16 protein-coding genes are annotated in these 16,173 nt (G+C 63.2%); 15 read left to right on the top strand and 1 reads right to left on the bottom strand.

What is annotated here, in order from left to right; all coding sequences use genetic code 11:
• Positions 1–11 precede the first annotated feature (11 nt).
• From nuoH to MF134_RS20520, 10 genes are all read left to right on the top strand, one after another.
• Entirely contained in the window at positions 12–1,073 is a 1,062-nt protein-coding gene (gene nuoH / locus MF134_RS20565; protein ID WP_255341286.1) for an NADH-quinone oxidoreductase subunit NuoH, read from the top strand.
• Positions 1,070–1,279, top strand: coding sequence for a hypothetical protein (locus MF134_RS20560; RefSeq protein WP_255341285.1), 210 nt, complete (start codon positions 1,070–1,072; stop codon positions 1,277–1,279). Before nuoH ends, MF134_RS20560 begins: the two co-directional genes overlap by 4 nt.
• A 25-nt stretch (positions 1,280–1,304) precedes the next feature.
• Positions 1,305–1,796 (top strand): NADH-quinone oxidoreductase subunit NuoI, encoded by a 492-nt coding sequence (nuoI, locus tag MF134_RS20555; protein WP_255341284.1) that lies wholly within the window; start codon positions 1,305–1,307, stop codon positions 1,794–1,796.
• Positions 1,797–1,903: 107 nt separating this feature from the next.
• Entirely contained in the window at positions 1,904–2,521 is a 618-nt protein-coding gene (locus MF134_RS20550; RefSeq protein WP_255341283.1) for an NADH-quinone oxidoreductase subunit J, read from the top strand.
• A 21-nt stretch (positions 2,522–2,542) separates the two neighbouring features.
• On the top strand, positions 2,543–2,851 hold the full coding sequence (gene nuoK / locus MF134_RS20545) for an NADH-quinone oxidoreductase subunit NuoK (protein ID WP_255341282.1): 309 nt from the start codon (positions 2,543–2,545) through the stop codon (positions 2,849–2,851).
• Between the two features lie 5 nt (positions 2,852–2,856).
• Positions 2,857–4,869 carry an NADH-quinone oxidoreductase subunit L gene (gene nuoL, locus MF134_RS20540; protein ID WP_255341281.1) on the top strand — a complete coding sequence of 671 codons (2,013 nt, stop codon included), beginning with the start codon at positions 2,857–2,859 and terminating at the stop codon, positions 4,867–4,869.
• Positions 4,869–6,383, top strand: a complete 1,515-nt coding sequence (locus MF134_RS20535; RefSeq protein WP_255341280.1) for an NADH-quinone oxidoreductase subunit M — start codon at positions 4,869–4,871, stop codon at positions 6,381–6,383. Before nuoL ends, MF134_RS20535 begins: the two co-directional genes overlap by 1 nt.
• A 120-nt stretch (positions 6,384–6,503) precedes the next feature.
• Positions 6,504–7,943 carry an NADH-quinone oxidoreductase subunit NuoN gene (gene nuoN / locus MF134_RS20530; protein ID WP_304363837.1) on the top strand — a complete coding sequence of 480 codons (1,440 nt, stop codon included), beginning with the start codon at positions 6,504–6,506 and terminating at the stop codon, positions 7,941–7,943.
• Positions 7,944–7,945: 2 nt separating this feature from the next.
• Positions 7,946–8,776 (top strand): biotin--[acetyl-CoA-carboxylase] ligase, encoded by an 831-nt coding sequence (locus MF134_RS20525; RefSeq protein ID WP_255341278.1) that lies wholly within the window; start codon positions 7,946–7,948, stop codon positions 8,774–8,776.
• Between the two features lie 115 nt (positions 8,777–8,891).
• Positions 8,892–10,565, top strand: coding sequence for a ribonuclease J (locus MF134_RS20520; protein WP_255341277.1), 1,674 nt, complete (start codon positions 8,892–8,894; stop codon positions 10,563–10,565).
• Positions 10,566–10,574: 9 nt separating this feature from the next.
• Here MF134_RS20520 and MF134_RS20515 read toward each other — a convergent pair whose 3' ends face one another.
• Positions 10,575–11,303: a glutathione S-transferase family protein gene (locus tag MF134_RS20515; RefSeq protein WP_255341276.1), complete on the bottom strand. Its 729-nt coding sequence runs from the start codon at positions 11,301–11,303 to the stop codon at positions 10,575–10,577.
• 91 nt (positions 11,304–11,394) lie between these two features.
• On the opposite strand from MF134_RS20515, the gene mce reads away from it, so the two are divergent.
• From mce to MF134_RS20490, 5 genes are all read left to right on the top strand, one after another.
• Positions 11,395–11,799 carry a methylmalonyl-CoA epimerase gene (gene mce / locus MF134_RS20510; protein ID WP_255341275.1) on the top strand — a complete coding sequence of 135 codons (405 nt, stop codon included), beginning with the start codon at positions 11,395–11,397 and terminating at the stop codon, positions 11,797–11,799.
• A gap of 91 nt (positions 11,800–11,890) precedes the next feature.
• On the top strand, positions 11,891–12,157 hold the full coding sequence (locus MF134_RS20505; RefSeq protein ID WP_255341274.1) for a DUF1467 family protein: 267 nt from the start codon (positions 11,891–11,893) through the stop codon (positions 12,155–12,157).
• A gap of 506 nt (positions 12,158–12,663) precedes the next feature.
• Entirely contained in the window at positions 12,664–13,986 is a 1,323-nt protein-coding gene (gene proS, locus MF134_RS20500) for a proline--tRNA ligase (RefSeq protein ID WP_255341273.1), read from the top strand.
• Positions 13,983–15,281: a lipoprotein-releasing ABC transporter permease subunit gene (locus MF134_RS20495; protein WP_255341272.1), complete on the top strand. Its 1,299-nt coding sequence runs from the start codon at positions 13,983–13,985 to the stop codon at positions 15,279–15,281. The genes proS and MF134_RS20495 overlap by 4 nt, the downstream gene beginning before the upstream one ends.
• On the top strand, positions 15,281–15,973 hold the full coding sequence (locus tag MF134_RS20490) for an ABC transporter ATP-binding protein (RefSeq protein WP_255341271.1): 693 nt from the start codon (positions 15,281–15,283) through the stop codon (positions 15,971–15,973). Before MF134_RS20495 ends, MF134_RS20490 begins: the two co-directional genes overlap by 1 nt.
• Positions 15,974–16,173: the final 200 nt, after the last annotated feature.

The raw sequence follows: 16,173 nt of genomic DNA, 5'->3' as shown, positions 1-16,173 counted from the left end.
GACGCTCGAACGTGACGGACTTCTTCTCATTCTATGTCTGGCCGGGGCTCATCATCCTGGCGCAGAGCGTTCTTTTCCTCGTCGTCCTCTTGGTCCTGATCGCCTACATCCTGCTGGCCGATCGTAAGGTCTGGGCGGCGGTCCAGAACCGGCGCGGCCCGAACGTCGTTGGGCCCTGGGGCCTGTTCCAGTCCTTCGCCGACCTCTTGAAGTTCGTGCTCAAGGAACCGGTCGTTCCGGCCAGCTCCGACAAGGTCGTCTTTCTGCTCGCACCTCTGGTGGCGGTGACGTTGGCGCTGGCGACATTCGCCGTCGTGCCGGTGGCCGACGGCTGGGTGATCGCCGACATCAATATCGGCATTCTCTACGTCTTCGCGATCTCCTCGCTCGAGGTCTATGGCGTGATCATGGGCGGCTGGGCGTCGAACTCGAAATACGCCTTTCTCGGTGCGCTGCGCTCGGCTGCGCAGATGGTCTCCTACGAGGTCTCGATCGGCTTCGTCATCGTGACCGTGCTCCTGTGCGTCGGCTCGCTGAATCTCAGCCATATCGTGCTCGCGCAGCAGACCGGATTCGGCACGATGATCGGCCTGCCGAACACGTTCCTCGACTGGCACTGGCTCGGCCTGTTCCCGATGTTCATCGTGTTCTTCATCTCGGCGCTCGCCGAGACGAACCGGCCGCCATTCGACCTTCCCGAAGCCGAATCCGAACTCGTCGCCGGTTTCATGGTCGAATATGGGTCGACCCCGTACATGATGTTCATGCTCGGCGAATACGCCGCCATCACTCTGATGTGCTGCCTGACGACCATCCTCTTCTTGGGGGGCTGGCTTCCGCCGTTCAACTTCGCACCGTTCACCTGGGTTCCGGGCGTCATCTGGTTCCTGGCGAAGGTCGCGCTGGTGTTCTTCATGTTCGCCATGGTGAAGGCATTCGTGCCGCGCTACCGCTATGACCAGTTGATGCGGCTGGGCTGGAAGGTCTTCCTGCCGCTGTCGCTGGCGATGGTCGTCATCGTCGCCTTCGTCCTGCAGCTCTTCGGCTGGGGTGCCGTGGCGGTGGCGGCATGACCGACCCGGCGGTCCTCGGTGCTCTGGTCGGTCTCGCCCTCGGCGTGATCGACTTCTACGTCATCGGGCTGATTATGGGGCAGGTCGCCAGGCAGCGGCCGTCGGAGCGCCTCGGCGCTTCCACTGCGCTGAACATCGCGCGGATTTCACAATTGATTTTCTTTCCCGTCGCCGGCTGGTTCTTCGGGCCGATGATCGCGGGTTGAACTGAAAGAGGGGAGGGCAAGGCCCATGTCCCAGATTGCACAATCGGTCCGTTCGCTGTTCCTCATCGAGTTCGCGAAGGCCTTCGTCCTGTCCATGCGCTATTTCTTCGCGCCGAAGGCGACCGTGAACTATCCCTTCGAAAAGGGGCCGGTCAGCCCGCGCTTTCGCGGCGAGCACGCCCTGCGCCGTTATCCGAACGGCCAGGAGCGCTGCATCGCCTGCAAGCTTTGCGAGGCGATCTGCCCGGCGCAGGCGATTACCATCGAGGCCGGCCCGCGCCGTAACGATGGCACCCGCCGTACCATCCGCTACGACATCGATATGGTGAAGTGCATCTACTGCGGCTTTTGCCAGGAAGCCTGCCCGGTCGACGCGATCGTGGAAGGCCCGAATTTCGAGTTCGCGACGGAAACCCGCGAAGAGCTCTACTACGACAAGGAAAAACTGCTCGCGAATGGCGATCGGTGGGAGCGCGAACTCGCGCGCAACATTGCGCTCGATGCGCCATACCGCTAAGCGAACGCAGGAATCAGGCGGGAATCGCGGCCGGGCCCGGCTCGGCCATCGATGATGAACGAAGCGGCCCGAATCGCCGCGTGTCGGAACATGAGGGGAGCCCGAGAATGCTCGGCCTTCAGGCATTCTTTTTCTATATCTTCGCCTTCATTGCGGTCGGCGCGGCGCTCATGGTCGTGTTCTCCCGCAATCCGGTGCACTCCGTCCTCTTCCTGATCCTGACCTTCGTCGCTGCCGCCGGTCTGTTCCTTCTGGCCGGTGCGGAGTTCCTGGCGCTGATCCTGATCGTCGTCTATGTCGGCGCGGTGGCGATCCTCTTCCTCTTCGTCGTGATGATGCTCGATCTCGACTTCGGCCGGATCAAGCAGGGCGCGCTGGAATACGCACCCTTCGGGCTGATCATCGGTGTCGTGCTGCTCGCCGAACTGATCATCGCCGCGACGGGCAGCGTCTACGAGCCGGAGATCGTCGCCAACACGGCGATGCCGATGCCGCCGCTCAGCGTGATGTCGAACATCGAGGCGCTCGGGAGCGTGCTCTACACCCGCTACATCCTGTTCTTTCAGCTCGCCGGTCTCATCCTCTTCGTCGCGATGATCGGTGCGATCGTGCTGACGCTTCGCCACAAGGCCGGTCTGAAGCGCCAGTCGATCCCCGCCCAGGTGGCGCGCAATCCCGCCACGGCGATCGAGGTCCGCAAGGTCGAAAGCGGCCGGGGCATCTGAGGCGGAGAAGGAAGCAAGACCATGGAAATCAGTCTCGGCCACTACCTCACCGTTGCGGCGATCCTCTTCGTCACCGGGGTGTTCGGCATCTTCATGAACCGGAAGAACATCATCACCATCCTGATGTCGATCGAGCTCATCCTGCTGGCGGTCAACATCAACATGGTGGCGTTCTCGGCCTTCCTGGGCGATCTGGTCGGCCAGGTCTTTGCCCTCTTCATTCTGACCGTCGCCGCGGCCGAGGCGGCCATCGGTCTCGCCATTCTGGTGGTCTTCTTCAGAAACCGCGGCTCGATCGCCGTGGATGACGTCAACACGATGAAAGGCTGATCGCGGTGTATCCGATCATCGTCCTCCTGCCGCTGGCAGGCTTCCTGATCGCCGGGCTGTTCGGCAAGTCGATCGGAGCCAAGGCCGCCGAATACACGACCTCCGGCTTCATGGTGCTGGCTGCCATCCTGTCCTGGATCGGCTTCCTGAGCTTCGGCTTCGGGGAAGGCGAGACCATGCGGATCTCGCTCCTGCACTGGATGCAGTCCGGCGGGCTGGATGTCTCGTGGTCTCTGCGGATCGACCGGCTGACCCTGGTGATGCTGGTCGTGGTCAACACCGTCTCCGCGCTCGTGCATGTCTACTCGATCGGCTACATGCACCACGATCCGCATCGTCCGCGCTTCTTCGCCTATCTCTCGCTCTTCACCTTTGCCATGCTGATGCTGGTGACGTCGAACAATCTCGTCCAGATGTTCTTCGGCTGGGAAGGCGTCGGTCTCGCCTCCTATCTCCTGATCGGATTCTGGTACAAGAAGCCCTCGGCCAATGCCGCGGCGATGAAGGCCTTCGTCGTCAACCGCGTTGGCGACTTCGGCTTTGCGCTCGGCATCTTCGGCGTCTTCGTGCTGTTCGGTTCGGTCAATCTCGACACGATCTTTGCCGGTGCCGCCGATGTGGCGGCCACCATGGGTGGCGAGGGTGCCCACGCGGCGGCAGAGGGCGCGGAAGCCGCCGCTCATGGCGCGGGCGACATCGTCATGAATTTTGCGGGCTATGCGCTGACCATGGGTGGGGCGCTCACCGCGGTCTGCCTGCTCCTCTTCATGGGCGCTATGGGTAAGTCCGCCCAACTCGGCCTTCACACCTGGCTGCCCGACGCCATGGAAGGCCCGACGCCCGTCTCCGCGCTCATCCATGCTGCGACCATGGTCACCGCCGGCGTTTTCATGCTGGCGCGCATGTCGCCGATCTTCGAGCTCAGCCACACCGCGCTCACCTTCGTCACGTTCATTGGCGCGACGACGGCGTTCTTTGCCGCCACTGTCGGTCTCGTCCAGAACGACATCAAACGCGTCATCGCCTACTCGACCTGCTCGCAGCTCGGCTACATGTTCGTGGCGCTCGGCGTCGGCGCCTATTCCGTGGCGATCTTCCACCTCTTCACCCACGCCTTCTTCAAGGCGCTTCTGTTCCTCGGCGCCGGCTCCGTCATTCACGCGGTCTCCGACGAGCAGGACATGCGGCGCATGGGCGGTCTGAAGAACCACATTCCCATCACCTACTGGATGATGGTGATCGGCACGCTGGCGCTGACCGGCTTTCCCTTCACCGCCGGGTACTTCTCGAAGGATGCTGTCATCGAGGCGGCCTATGCCGGGCACAATTCCTTCGCTCTTTACGGCTGGGGTCTGACGGTGATCTCGGCGCTGCTGACGAGCTTCTATTCCTGGCGCCTGATCTTCCTCACCTTCCACGGCAAGCCGCGGGCGTCTGCCGACGTGATGCATCACGTGCACGAGTCACCGCAGGTCATGTTGATCCCGCTCTACGTCCTCGCGGCGGGCGCGCTTCTGGCAGGCCTGCTGTTCGAAGGCTCTTTCATCGGCGAGGCCTATGACGAGTTCTGGCATTCGGCGCTGTTCACCGGAGCGGACAACCACGTCCTGCACGATCTGCACGAGACGCCGTTCTGGATCGCGTTCATCCCGACCGTGATGATGGCCATCGGCTTCGTCACCGCCTACTTCTTCTACATCCGCTCGCCGCACCTGGCGAAGGACACGGCGAAGCGCCATCGCGGGCTCTACACGTTCCTGCTCAACAAGTGGTACTTCGACGAGCTTTACGAGTTCATCTTCGTGCGCCCGGCGCAGGCGATCGGACGCTTCCTCTGGAAGACGGGTGACGGCAAGGTCATCGACGGGCTCGGACCGGATGGGGTTTCGGCGCGCGTGCTCGACGTCACCGGCCGGGTCGTTCGGCTGCAGAGCGGATATTTGTACCACTATGCCTTCGCGATGCTGATCGGCGTTGCCGCGCTGGTCACCTGGACGATGCTCGGGGGAGCCAACTGATGACCGACTGGCCGATCCTTTCGACCGTCACCTTTCTCCCGCTGGTCGGCGCGATTCTGATCCTTTTCATCAAGGATGACAATGAACTCGCGCGGCGCAACGTGCGCAACGTCGCGCTGCTGACGACGGTATTCACCTTCATTCTGTCGCTCTGGGTGTGGGTCGATTTCGATTCCTCGACCGCCGATTTTCAGATGGTCGAGCGCTTCGAATGGCTGGGCACCGGCATCACCTACCACATGGGTGTTGACGGCATCTCGATGCTGTTTGTCATCCTGACCACCTTCCTCATGCCGATCTGTATTCTCGCGAGCTTCGAGTCTGTGAAGACGCGCGTGAAGGAGTACATGATCGCCTTCCTCGTGCTGGAGACGCTGGTCATCGGCGTGTTCTGCGCGCTCGACCTCGTGCTCTTCTACATCTTCTTCGAGGGCGGCCTGATCCCGATGTTCCTGATCATCGGCGTCTGGGGCGGCAAGCGGCGGATCTACGCGAGCTACAAGTTCTTCCTCTATACCTTCCTGGGCTCGGTGCTGATGCTCATCGCCATCATGGCGATGTATTGGGACGCTGGCACGACTGCCATTCCGGAGCTCTTGCAGCACGACTTCCCGGCCACCATGCAGCCTTGGCTGTGGTTCGCCTTCCTGGCTTCCTTTGCCGTGAAGATGCCCATGTGGCCGGTCCATACCTGGCTGCCGGACGCCCACGTGGAGGCCCCGACGGCAGGCTCCGTGATCCTGGCGGGCATCCTCCTGAAGCTCGGCGGCTATGGCTTCCTGCGCTTCTCGCTGCCGATGTTCCCGCTGGCCTCGGCCGACTTCGCGCCGTTGATCTTCGCGCTTTCCGTGGTGGCGATCATCTACACCTCGCTGGTCGCGCTGATGCAGGAGGACATCAAGAAGCTGATCGCCTATTCCTCGGTCGCCCATATGGGCTTCGTGACCATGGGCATCTTCGCCGCCAACGAGCAGGGCGTGCAGGGCGCGATCTTCCAGATGCTCTCGCACGGTCTCGTCTCCGGCGCGTTGTTCCTTTGCGTCGGCGTCGTCTACGACCGGATGCACACCCGCGAGATCGCGGCCTATGGCGGTCTGGTGAACCGGATGCCGCATTATGCGGTCGTGATGCTGATCTTCACCATGGCGAATGTGGGCCTTCCGGGCACGAGTGGTTTCGTCGGCGAGTTTCTGACGCTGATCGCCGTCTTCCAGGTCAATACCTGGGTGGCGATCTTCGCGACGACCGGCGTGATCCTGTCAGCGGGCTACGCGCTGTGGCTCTATCGCCGGGTGATCTTCGGCGCGCTGGAGAAGGAGAGCCTGCGCTCGATCATGGATCTGACCGGTCGCGAGAAGCTGCTTCTCTATCCGCTGGTCGTGCTGGTCATTTTCTTCGGCGTCTATCCGATGCCGGTCTTCGACATCACCGCCGCCTCGGTCGAGGCGCTGGTCAACAGTTACACTGCTGCGCTCGATGCCGCCGGAAGCGGCGCTGTGGCGGTGCTTCACTAATCTCCCGGGGCGGCGTGGCCGCCCTCGGACTTTAAAACCCATTGCCTGTCCCGTCGGTGATCTCTTAGCGACGGGAAATCTTCCGAAGGCTTCAGGAATTTCTCTAAAGGCCCCTCTGTGATGACGGATATCCTCGCCAGCAGCCTTTCGATCGCCGCGCCCGAACTGATCATGTCGGTCGGCGCGATGATCCTTCTGATGATCGGCGTCTTCATGGGCGAGAAGAGCTCGCAGACCGTGACGGGGCTTTCGGTCGCTCTGATCATCATTGCGGCGCTCTGGCTGATCCTGATCACGCCCATGGGAATCGGTTTCGGCGGCTCCTTCGTGGTCGATCCGTTCGCGCGCTTCATGAAGGTTCTGGTGCTGATCGGCTCGGCGGCAGCCGTCATCATGTCGGTCGGCTTTGCCGAGAGCGAGCGCTTCAACCGCTTCGAGTTCCCGGTGCTCGTCATCCTGTCGACCACCGGCATGATGGTCATGGTTTCCGCCGGTGACATGATCGCGCTCTATCTCGGCCTCGAACTGCAGTCGCTGGCGATCTACGTGCTGGCGGCGATCAACCGGGATTCGGTGCGCTCGACCGAGGCGGGACTCAAATATTTCGTCCTCGGCGCGCTCTCGTCGGGCATGCTGCTCTACGGCGCCTCGATGGTCTACGGCTTTACGGGCCAGATCGAGTTCACGGCCATCGCCGCAGCGGTGGCCGACGGCGAGCGCTCGCTCGGCCTCGTGGTCGGCATCGTCTTCGTCTTGGCCGGTCTCGCGTTCAAGATCTCCGCCGTGCCGTTCCATATGTGGACGCCGGACGTCTATGAGGGCGCCCCCACGCCGATCACGGCATTCCTGGCCGGTGCGCCGAAGGTCGCCGCCATGGCGCTGATCACCCGCTTCACCGTTCAGGGTTTCGAGCCGCTGGCGGCCGACTGGCAGCAGGTGATCGTCTTCATCTCGATCGCCTCGATGGTCTTCGGCGCCTTTGCCGCCATCGGCCAGAAGAACATCAAGCGGCTGATGGCCTATTCCTCCATCGCCCATATGGGTTACGCGCTGGTCGGGCTGGCGGCGGCGAATGTCGAAGGTGTGCGCGGCGTTCTTCTCTACATGGCGATCTATCTGGCGATGACGCTCGGCACCTTCGCGGTGATCCTCGCCATGCGCCGCCGCGAGGGCATGGTCGAAGAGATCGACGATCTCGCGGGCCTGTCGCGGACCAATCCGGCGATGGCGCTGTTCCTGACGATCATGATGCTGTCGCTGGCCGGGCTTCCGCCGCTCGCCGGCTTCATCGGCAAGTATTTCGTCTTCATGGCCGCCGTGCGTGCCGATCTCTGGCCGCTCGCGATCATCGGTGTTCTGGCGAGCGTGGTCGGGCTCTACTACTATCTGCGCATCGTCAAGGTGATGTGGTTCGATGAGCCGGCGGAAGAGTTCGTGCCGATGGCGATCGAGCTCAAGGCTGTGCTGTGGTGCGCCGGCCTGTTCGTCTTCCCGGTCTACCTTTTCGTCGGCGGACCGATCTTCGCGGCGGCAGAGGCAGCGGCAAAGACCTTCTTCTGACAGTGGCGGCCGGTTTCGCTCTTTCCCCCACCGCGATCGCAGCGGGATACCGGCTCGAAACCTTCGACGCGATCGGCTCGACCAACGCCGAGGCATTGGGGCGGGCTTCCTCCGGTGACACGGGTCGGCTCTGGCTCGTGACGGGCCATCAGACCGGCGGGCGCGGACGGCGTGGCCGCCCCTGGGACGGCCAGCCCGGCAATCTTGCCGCGACGCTGCTGCTCAAGCCCGACGTCCCGCTTTCGGCCGCTGCCTCGCTCGGTTTCGTCGCCGCGCTTGCGCTCGGAGATGCGCTCGAAGCCCTGCTGCCGCAGAACTCGGTCGCGATCGGACCGGATGGCGGGGATGTCGCGAAAGGCGGGCGTTTCGCGCTGAAATGGCCGAACGACGTACTCGCCGACGGGGCCAAGCTCTCCGGTATCCTGCTCGAGACGAGCGCGGCCGGGCCGAACGACTTTGCGGTCGCGATTGGCATTGGAGTGAATGTCGCCGAGCATCCGGTCGGGACGCCCTATCCGGCGACCAGCCTGCGCGCGCTGGGCACCGCGTGCGATGCGGGCGATCTGTTCTTCGCCTTGAGCGACGCCTGGATGGACAATATCGGCCTTTGGGACAGCGGTCGCGGCCTTGCCGCGATCCGGGACCGCTGGCTGGAACGTGCTGCGGGTATCGGTGGCGAGGTGGCCGTTGATCTCGGCGGGCGGATCGTTCGGGGCGTGTTTGAAACGATCGATGCCGAGTGCCAATTGGTGATACGGGAGCCGAACGGGCAGGCGACACGAATTGCGGCGGGCGACGTCCATTTCGGCGGCGTCGCTTCGGCCAGAGCATGATGCTGAAAAGTCGCTGACGTTTCGGACAACGTCTTGCGTTGAAACAAAGACTTGGAGCGAAATGGCGATTCCCTTTGATCGCTTTTTGCTCTCGTGACGGGAAAGCAAGAGCTTGATGAAAAACAGCAACAAGAGCGAGCTCGTGTTCTGTCCGCTTGGCGGCCTCGGCGAAATCGGGATGAATTTCGCGCTCTATGGCTTCGGGCCCGAAAGCGATCGCGAATGGATCGTGGTCGATTGCGGCGTGTCCTTCGCCGGGCCGGAAATCCCGGGTGTCGACCTCGTTCTGCCGGACATCCGCTTCATCGAGGAGAACCGCCTCTCGGTGAAGGGCATCGTCATCACCCATGCCCATGAGGATCATTACGGCGCTCTGCTCGATCTGTGGCCGCGTCTGAAGGCGCCGGTCTACGCTACGGCCTTTACGGCCAACCTTCTGGCCGCCAAGCGGGAGGGTGAGCCGGAAGCGCCGGAGATTCCGGTCGAGATCTTCAAGGCCGGGGATCGCTTCAAGATCGGCTCCTTCGAGATCGAGGCGATCAACGTTACCCACTCCATCCCGGAGCCCGTGGCGCTCGCGATCCGCACGGAGGCGGGAACCGTTCTTCACACGGGCGACTGGAAGATCGACGCGACGCCGGTCCTCGGCGCGCCGACGGACGAGCGGCGGCTGCGCGAGATCGGCGAGGAGGGGGTTCTGGCGATGATCGCCGACTCCACCAACGCCATGCGCGACGGCATCAGTCCGAGCGAACGCGAGGTCTCCGCCTCGCTCGCCAAGATCATCACCGAAGCGCCGGGCCGCGTCGCGGTCACGACGTTTTCGTCCAATGTCGGCCGCATCCGCTCCGTCGCGATCGCCGCCCGCGATGCCGGACGGCAGGTCCTGCTGATGGGCCGGTCGATGCGGCGCGTCATCGATGTGTCGGACGAGCTCGGCTATCTGGAGGGCATCCCATCCTTCCTGTCCGAACAGGATTTCGGCTACATTCCGCCGGAAAAGGCGGTGATCATCCTGACCGGCAGCCAGGGTGAGCCGCGGGCCGCTCTGGCCCGGCTCGCCCGCGACGAGCATCCTGCCGTCAGCCTCTCCAAGGGCGACATGGTGATCTTTTCCTCCCGCTCGATCCCCGGCAACGAAAAGGGGATCATCGAGATCAAGAACGCCCTCATCGATCGCGGTGTTCGGGTGTTGGAGGACAACGAGGCGCTGGTGCACGTGTCCGGTCATCCCCGCCGTAGCGAGATGCGGGACATGTATGAATGGGTGCGTCCGTCGATCGCGGTGCCGGCCCATGGCGAACCGGCCCATCTGGTGGCCCATGCGGCGCTCGCGAAGGAAGCAGGCGTCAAATCGGTGGTTCCCGCCCGCAACGGCGATATGGTGAGGCTGTGGCCCGGCGATGCGGAAATTGTCGATCAAGTGCCCGTCGGCCGCATCTACAAGGACGGTCGTCTCCTGGGTACGGTCGAGGAGACGGGAATCGTCGAACGGCGGCGCCTGTCCTTCGTCGGGCACATCGCGGTGCATGTGGAACTGACGGCCAAGTTCACGCTCCGGGACGATCCCGAAATCGTCGCTCTCGGCATTCCGGAAGCCGACGATGAGGGCGACGACATGGAGGACATCCTCGTCGACGCTGCGGCCGATGCCGTGGAAAGCATTCCGCCGAAGCGCCGCAAGGACCCCGATACAGTGCGCGAGGCCGTGCGCCGGGCGGTCCGTTTCGCCGCGGCCGATGCCTGGGGCAAGAAGCCGATCGTGACGGTGTTCGTCTCGAGCCCGTAACTGCCGGCGTCAGCCGGAGGACTCCGTTCTCGCCGATCCCTGCAGGTACTGAGCCCGGAGCCGGTCGCGATAGGCGAGGACGTTCGGCTCGTTGACGATGGAGTCGCGGATCGCGCCGGGAAAGGCATCGCAGCTCCCAGCGAGGATGAAGGCGAGCGCCGTTGCGTCCGAGCGGCAGGGACGATCGCCCAGAAGATAGGGCTTGTCCGCGAGAAGCAGCGCCAGAGCGCGGCCGTTCTCGGCGGCAAGCGCGTCGTTTTCGGACTCCGTCAGCCGGCCGGTGCCTTGCCCCTCCAGGGATTTCCGCACGCTGCGGCGGACCAGCGGCGGAAAGATCGCACGCATCGGACGGGGCAGCCGGCTAAATGCCGTCTCTTCCAGCACGGCCCATCCATCGGGCCTGATCCAGCGTCGTTCGAGAGCGAGGAAATAGCTCGATTCTTCGAGCATGCGCTCGGCCATCAGGCCGACCGCAAGCGTCGCCTCGTCATATCCGCCGCTGAAGTCTGCGCCGTATCGTCGCTCGAGATAGGAGAGGATGAAGCGGCTGTCGGCCACCACCTTTCCGTCGTCCTCGATGAAGGGGAGCTTGCGCTTCGGCGCCTTGCGGACTCCGCCAAGGCCCGTCTTGACCTCGAAGGGAAGCCCGGCCATCTCCAGGAGGATCATGGCCTTGATCACGAAAGGGCTGAGGTCCGGCAGCCCGAGACCCGGGCCGAATCCGTAGAGTTTGATCATTCGTGCCGAGCGTATGAACCGGGAAGCTGTTGCCTTTCCGAGCATGTTTTGGTCAGTGTCGAAAATCAAGTTTCAGGGAAGGCGTCCGCTCATGCTCGGCCGGTTGAATCATGTCGCTCTGGCGGTGCCCGATCTGGCGGCGGCGGCCGAGACCTATCGCACGAAGCTCGGAGCTAGCGTGACGGCGCCGCAGAGCCTGCCCGAGCATGGTGTGACGGTGGTGTTCGTGGAACTCGACAACACCAAGATCGAGCTGTTGGAGCCTCTGGGCGCGACGTCGCCGATCGCGGCGTTTCTCGAAAAGAACCCGAAGGGCGGCATGCACCATCTGTGCTATGAAGTGCCCGACATCATCGCCGCGCGGGACCGGCTCGTCGCCACGGGCGCACGTGTCCTGGGTGACGGCGAACCGAAGATCGGCGCCCATGGCAAGCCGGTGCTGTTCCTGCACCCGGGTGACGTGCACGGGACGCTCACGGAACTCGAACAGGTCTGAGCGGCCCTTCCGGCACGGGAATCAAGGCTCAAGGCGACGATCGTTGGGTCAGGCGGAGGCCGGTGGCTCAGGATAACGACAGGAGGTGCGGATGGGAATCATCTCGGCGCTCGCCATCTATTTCATCATCTGGTGGACGACGCTCTTCGTCGTGCTGCCTTTCGGCCATCGCTCGCAGCTTGAATCCGAGGAAGTGATCCTCGGCACGACCTCAAGTGCGCCGGCGGAACACCGTATGGGGCGAAAGCTGATCGTGACGACCATTCTCGCCACGGTGGTCTTTGCGTGCTTCTACGTCGTCACGCAGGTCTATGGCCTCGGACCGGACGATCTGCCGCATTTCATCCCCGGCACCTGAGCAAGCCACTGCCCCTTGGCAATCTGGCCTCTCTGGCTCGACTTCGGCAGCCAAGGAAGTTTGTCGTGTTTCACGCCTGTGATCACGCGAACTTTCAGAAGAACTATTGTGCTGGAAGAGTGGGCAGCAAGGATAATTGCCCAAAAAAAATGCAAGGCTTTCGCCTTGCATTCGAATTCGCGTGCCTGGATTTCCTGCCGGCTTTGCCGGGGCTGCGGCGTATCGGCCGCGCCAGAAATCACGTCCTCCCAAGACTAGACCGCTTAATTTCGTACCTTGAACGGCACGGTTTTTATGCGACCAAACGTTAGCCGCGTGGCACAGTCTTGTCACGTGAAATTTTACGCCCTGACATTCTTCGTGACGAATTTCATGTCTCATCGCCGGATCAGCGGCATTTCGGGTTGCGCCACACCGACTTGCGATCTTTTCAACCCCGGACCGACCGTTTAAGAGGCGGTTCAGCGCAAACAGAGATTCACTCGACGTTCCAGATCGGACCCGCCATGCGTCTGTCGCGGTTTTTTCTTCCCATTCTCAAGGAGAATCCGAAAGAGGCGGAGATCGTCTCGCATCGGCTGATGCTGCGCGCGGGCATGATCCGCCAGCAGTCGGCGGGCATCTATTCCTTCCTGCCGCTCGGCAAGCGGGTGCTGGACAAGGTGTGCAACATCATCCGTGAAGAGCAGAACCGCTCCGGCGCGATCGAGCTTCTGATGCCGACGATCCAGTCCGCCGATCTCTGGCGGGAGAGCGGGCGCTACGACGCCTATGGCAAGGAGATGCTGCGGATCGAGGATCGCCACGAGCGGGATCTGCTCTATGGTCCCACGAACGAGGAGATGATCACCGACATCTTCCGGTCCTATGTGCGCTCCTACAAGGATCTGCCGCTCAACCTCTACCACATCCAGTGGAAATTCCGCGATGAGGTGCGGCCGCGCTTCGGCGTCATGCGCTCGCGCGAATTCCTAATGAAGGACGCCTATTCCTTCGATCTCGACTTCGAGGCGGCGCAGACCGCCTATCACCGCATGTTCGTCTCCTATCTGCGGACCTTCGCGCGCTGCGGTCTGAAGGCGATTCCGATGCGCGCCGAGACCGGACCGATCGGCGGCAATCTCAGCCATGAGTTCATCATTCTCGCCTCGACCGGCGAGAGCGAGGTCTTCTGCCATCGCGATTTCCTCGATCTCGAGGTTCCGGGCGAGGGGATCGACTTTTCCGATGCGGTCTCGCTGGCCGCGATCGTCGACCGCTGGACGACGCCTTATGCAGCGACGGACGAGATGCACGATACAGCCACCTGGGACGCGCTGCCGGAAGACGACAAGGTCGCGGCCCGCGGCATCGAGGTCGGCCACATCTTCTATTTCGGGACCAAGTATTCGAGCGCCATGAATGCGGTGGTCACCGGGCCGGACGGCAAGGAAACCCCCGTTCACATGGGCTCCTACGGCATCGGCCCGAGCCGTCTCGTCGCCGCGACCATCGAAGCGTCCCATGACGAGAACGGCATCATCTGGCCGAAATCCATCGCGCCCTTCGATGTCGGTCTGATCAACATGAAGCCCGGCGATGCGGAATGCGATGCGGCTTGCGAACAGCTTTACGCCGAGATGGGCAGGGCCGGGCTGGATGTTCTCTATGACGACCAGGATACGCGCGCCGGTGCCAAATTCGCGACCATGGATCTGATCGGCTTGCCGATGCAGGTCATCGTCGGGCCGCGCGGCGCCAAGGCAGGCGAGGCCGAGATCAAGATCCGCGCGAGTGGGGAGCGTGAGACGATCCCGCTCGCCTCCGTCGTGACGCGGGTGCAGGCATGAGCGAGACTTCCGTCGCCGAGAACGGGCGGGGCGCCGGGTCGACCAAACCGTTCTCGCGCTTCGAATGGATGATCGCGGGGCGCTACCTGCGCTCGCGGCGCCGGGACGCCGGCGTCTCGGTGATCGCCGGCTTTTCCTTCGTCGGCATCATGCTGGGCGTGGCGGCGCTGATCATCGTCATGTCGGTGATGAACGGATTCCGGGCGGAACTCCTTACACGCATCCTCGGGGTCAACGGCCACGTGATTCTCTCTCCGATCGACCAGCCTCTGACCGACTATGACGAGGTGGCCAAACGCGTGGTCCGGGTGTCCGGCGTCGATTTCGTCATGCCGCTGGTCCAGGGGCAGGTTCTCGCCTCCGGTCCTGCCACGTCTTCAAGCGGCGCGCTGGTCAAGGGCGTGCGTGAGGCCGATCTGCAGAATCTCGATCCCGTCGCCGACAACATCACCCTCGGATCGCTCAAGGGTTTCGACGAGGGTGAGGGGGTGGCCATCGGAAGCCGCCTGGCCCAGTCGCTGGGTCTGAGGCTCGGCGATCAGATCACGCTGGTCTCGCCCGAGGGCGACGTGACGCCTCTCGGCACCACGCCGCGTGTGAAGGCCTATCCCGTCAGCGCGATCTTCGAGATCGGCCTGTCGGAATACGATGCGGCTTACGTCTACATGCCGCTTGCCGAGGCGCAGCTCTATTTCAACCAGGAGGACCAGGTCCAGTCGATCGAGATCTTCGTCAACGATCCCGATCAGGTGGCCGAAATGCAGGCCGATATCGCCGATGCCGCTGGTCGCCCGATCTACACGGTGACCTGGCAGAAGCAGAATGAGAGCTTCTTCTCGGCGCTCACCGTCGAGCGGAATGTGATGTTCATCATCCTGACGCTGATCGTCCTGGTCGCGGCGCTGAACATCATCTCCGGCCTGTTCATGCTGGTGAAGGACAAGGGGCGGGACATCGCCATCCTGAGAACGATGGGCGCGACCAAGGGCGCGGTGATGCGGGTGTTTCTCATCACCGGTGCGTCGATCGGCGTGGTCGGCACCTTCGCAGGCTTCCTTCTCGGGGTCCTCTTCTGCCTCAACATCGAGAGCGTGCGGCAATTCTTCTCCTGGATCACTGGCGTCGTCCTGTTCGACCCGCAGCTCTACTTCCTCAGCCAGCTTCCGGCGGAAGTGGAGACCGGCGAGGTCATCCTCGTCGTGTGCATGGCCATCGGACTGTCCTTCCTGGCGACGATCCCGCCCTCCTGGCGGGCGTCCCGCCTCGATCCTGTCGACGCCTTGCGGTACGAATGATGGTGGAACAAGCAGCGCTTCGCCTCGAAGCGGTCGGCCGGCATTACGAGCAGGGCGAGAACCGCCTGACGATCCTCGACGAGGCCGAGATGATGATCTCCCCCGGTGAAATGGTGGCGCTCGTCGCGCCCTCCGGGGCCGGCAAATCGACGCTCCTCCATATCGCCGGGCTCCTGGATCGCCCGGACACGGGCGAGGTCTATGTGGGCGGCGAGGCCTGCGGAACGCTCGGCGACGACCGACGCACGGCCATGCGCCGCCAAGCGATCGGCTTCGTCTACCAGTTCCACCACCTCCTGCCGGAATTCTCGGCGCTCGAAAACGTCATGATGCCGCAGATGATCATGGGTCTGAAGCACGGCGAAGCGGCCTCGCGCGCCCAGGAGCTTCTGGATTACATGCGCATCGGCAAGCGCTCCCACCACCGCCCCGCCGAACTGTCCGGCGGCGAGCAGCAGCGCGTGGCGATCGCCCGCGCCGTCGCCAATTCACCGCACGTGCTTCTGGCCGACGAGCCGACGGGCAATCTCGATCCGACGACGTCGAGCTATGTCTTCGATGCGCTGACGGCGCTGGTGCGCCAGTCGGGGGTCGCGGCGCTGATCGCCACCCACAATCACGATCTGGCCAAACGCATGGATCGGGCGATCACCCTCGAAAACGGCAAGGTCGTCCCGCTCGACATGGGCTAAACCCGAACGGTTCGGCTTCGAACCGCGAAGCCGGCTCGTTCCGCACTATACCCATCCGTCACGAACTCGATCGTCCCGAGCATGGTTCGGCACGGGCGGCGCGTTCGCGTGGTCGGCCCAAAGCGCGCATACCTGCTTGGAATTTCACATCAAAGCCGTGCCAGGATGACGGGGCGCGGCCTTGCAGGGTGCGTCGGCCA

Origin of the sequence: Jiella marina, from assembly GCF_024359545.1 — a bacterium.
In the GTDB taxonomy this organism is placed as follows: Bacteria; Pseudomonadota; Alphaproteobacteria; order Rhizobiales; family Rhizobiaceae; genus Jiella.
This window is presented reverse-complemented; position numbering and strand designations above follow the sequence as displayed.

What these genes read in the sequence shown, in the direction of transcription:
- MF134_RS20560 (WP_255341285.1), top strand. Translation starts at nt 1,070, where the DNA reads ATGACCGACCCGGCGGTCCTCGGTGCTCTGGTCGGTCTCGCCCTCGGC.
- nuoI (WP_255341284.1), top strand. Translation starts at nt 1,305, where the DNA reads ATGTCCCAGATTGCACAATCGGTCCGTTCGCTGTTCCTCATCGAGTTC.
- MF134_RS20550 (WP_255341283.1), top strand. Translation starts at nt 1,904, where the DNA reads ATGCTCGGCCTTCAGGCATTCTTTTTCTATATCTTCGCCTTCATTGCG.
- nuoK (WP_255341282.1), top strand. Translation starts at nt 2,543, where the DNA reads ATGGAAATCAGTCTCGGCCACTACCTCACCGTTGCGGCGATCCTCTTC.
- MF134_RS20535 (WP_255341280.1), top strand. Translation starts at nt 4,869, where the DNA reads ATGACCGACTGGCCGATCCTTTCGACCGTCACCTTTCTCCCGCTGGTC.
- nuoN (WP_304363837.1), top strand. Translation starts at nt 6,504, where the DNA reads ATGACGGATATCCTCGCCAGCAGCCTTTCGATCGCCGCGCCCGAACTG.
- MF134_RS20520 (WP_255341277.1), top strand. Translation starts at nt 8,892, where the DNA reads ATGAAAAACAGCAACAAGAGCGAGCTCGTGTTCTGTCCGCTTGGCGGC.
- MF134_RS20515 (WP_255341276.1), bottom strand. Translation starts at nt 11,303, where the DNA reads ATGATCAAACTCTACGGATTCGGCCCGGGTCTCGGGCTGCCGGACCTC.
- mce (WP_255341275.1), top strand. Translation starts at nt 11,395, where the DNA reads ATGCTCGGCCGGTTGAATCATGTCGCTCTGGCGGTGCCCGATCTGGCG.
- MF134_RS20505 (WP_255341274.1), top strand. Translation starts at nt 11,891, where the DNA reads ATGGGAATCATCTCGGCGCTCGCCATCTATTTCATCATCTGGTGGACG.
- proS (WP_255341273.1), top strand. Translation starts at nt 12,664, where the DNA reads ATGCGTCTGTCGCGGTTTTTTCTTCCCATTCTCAAGGAGAATCCGAAA.
- MF134_RS20495 (WP_255341272.1), top strand. Translation starts at nt 13,983, where the DNA reads ATGAGCGAGACTTCCGTCGCCGAGAACGGGCGGGGCGCCGGGTCGACC.
- MF134_RS20490 (WP_255341271.1), top strand. Translation starts at nt 15,281, where the DNA reads ATGGTGGAACAAGCAGCGCTTCGCCTCGAAGCGGTCGGCCGGCATTAC.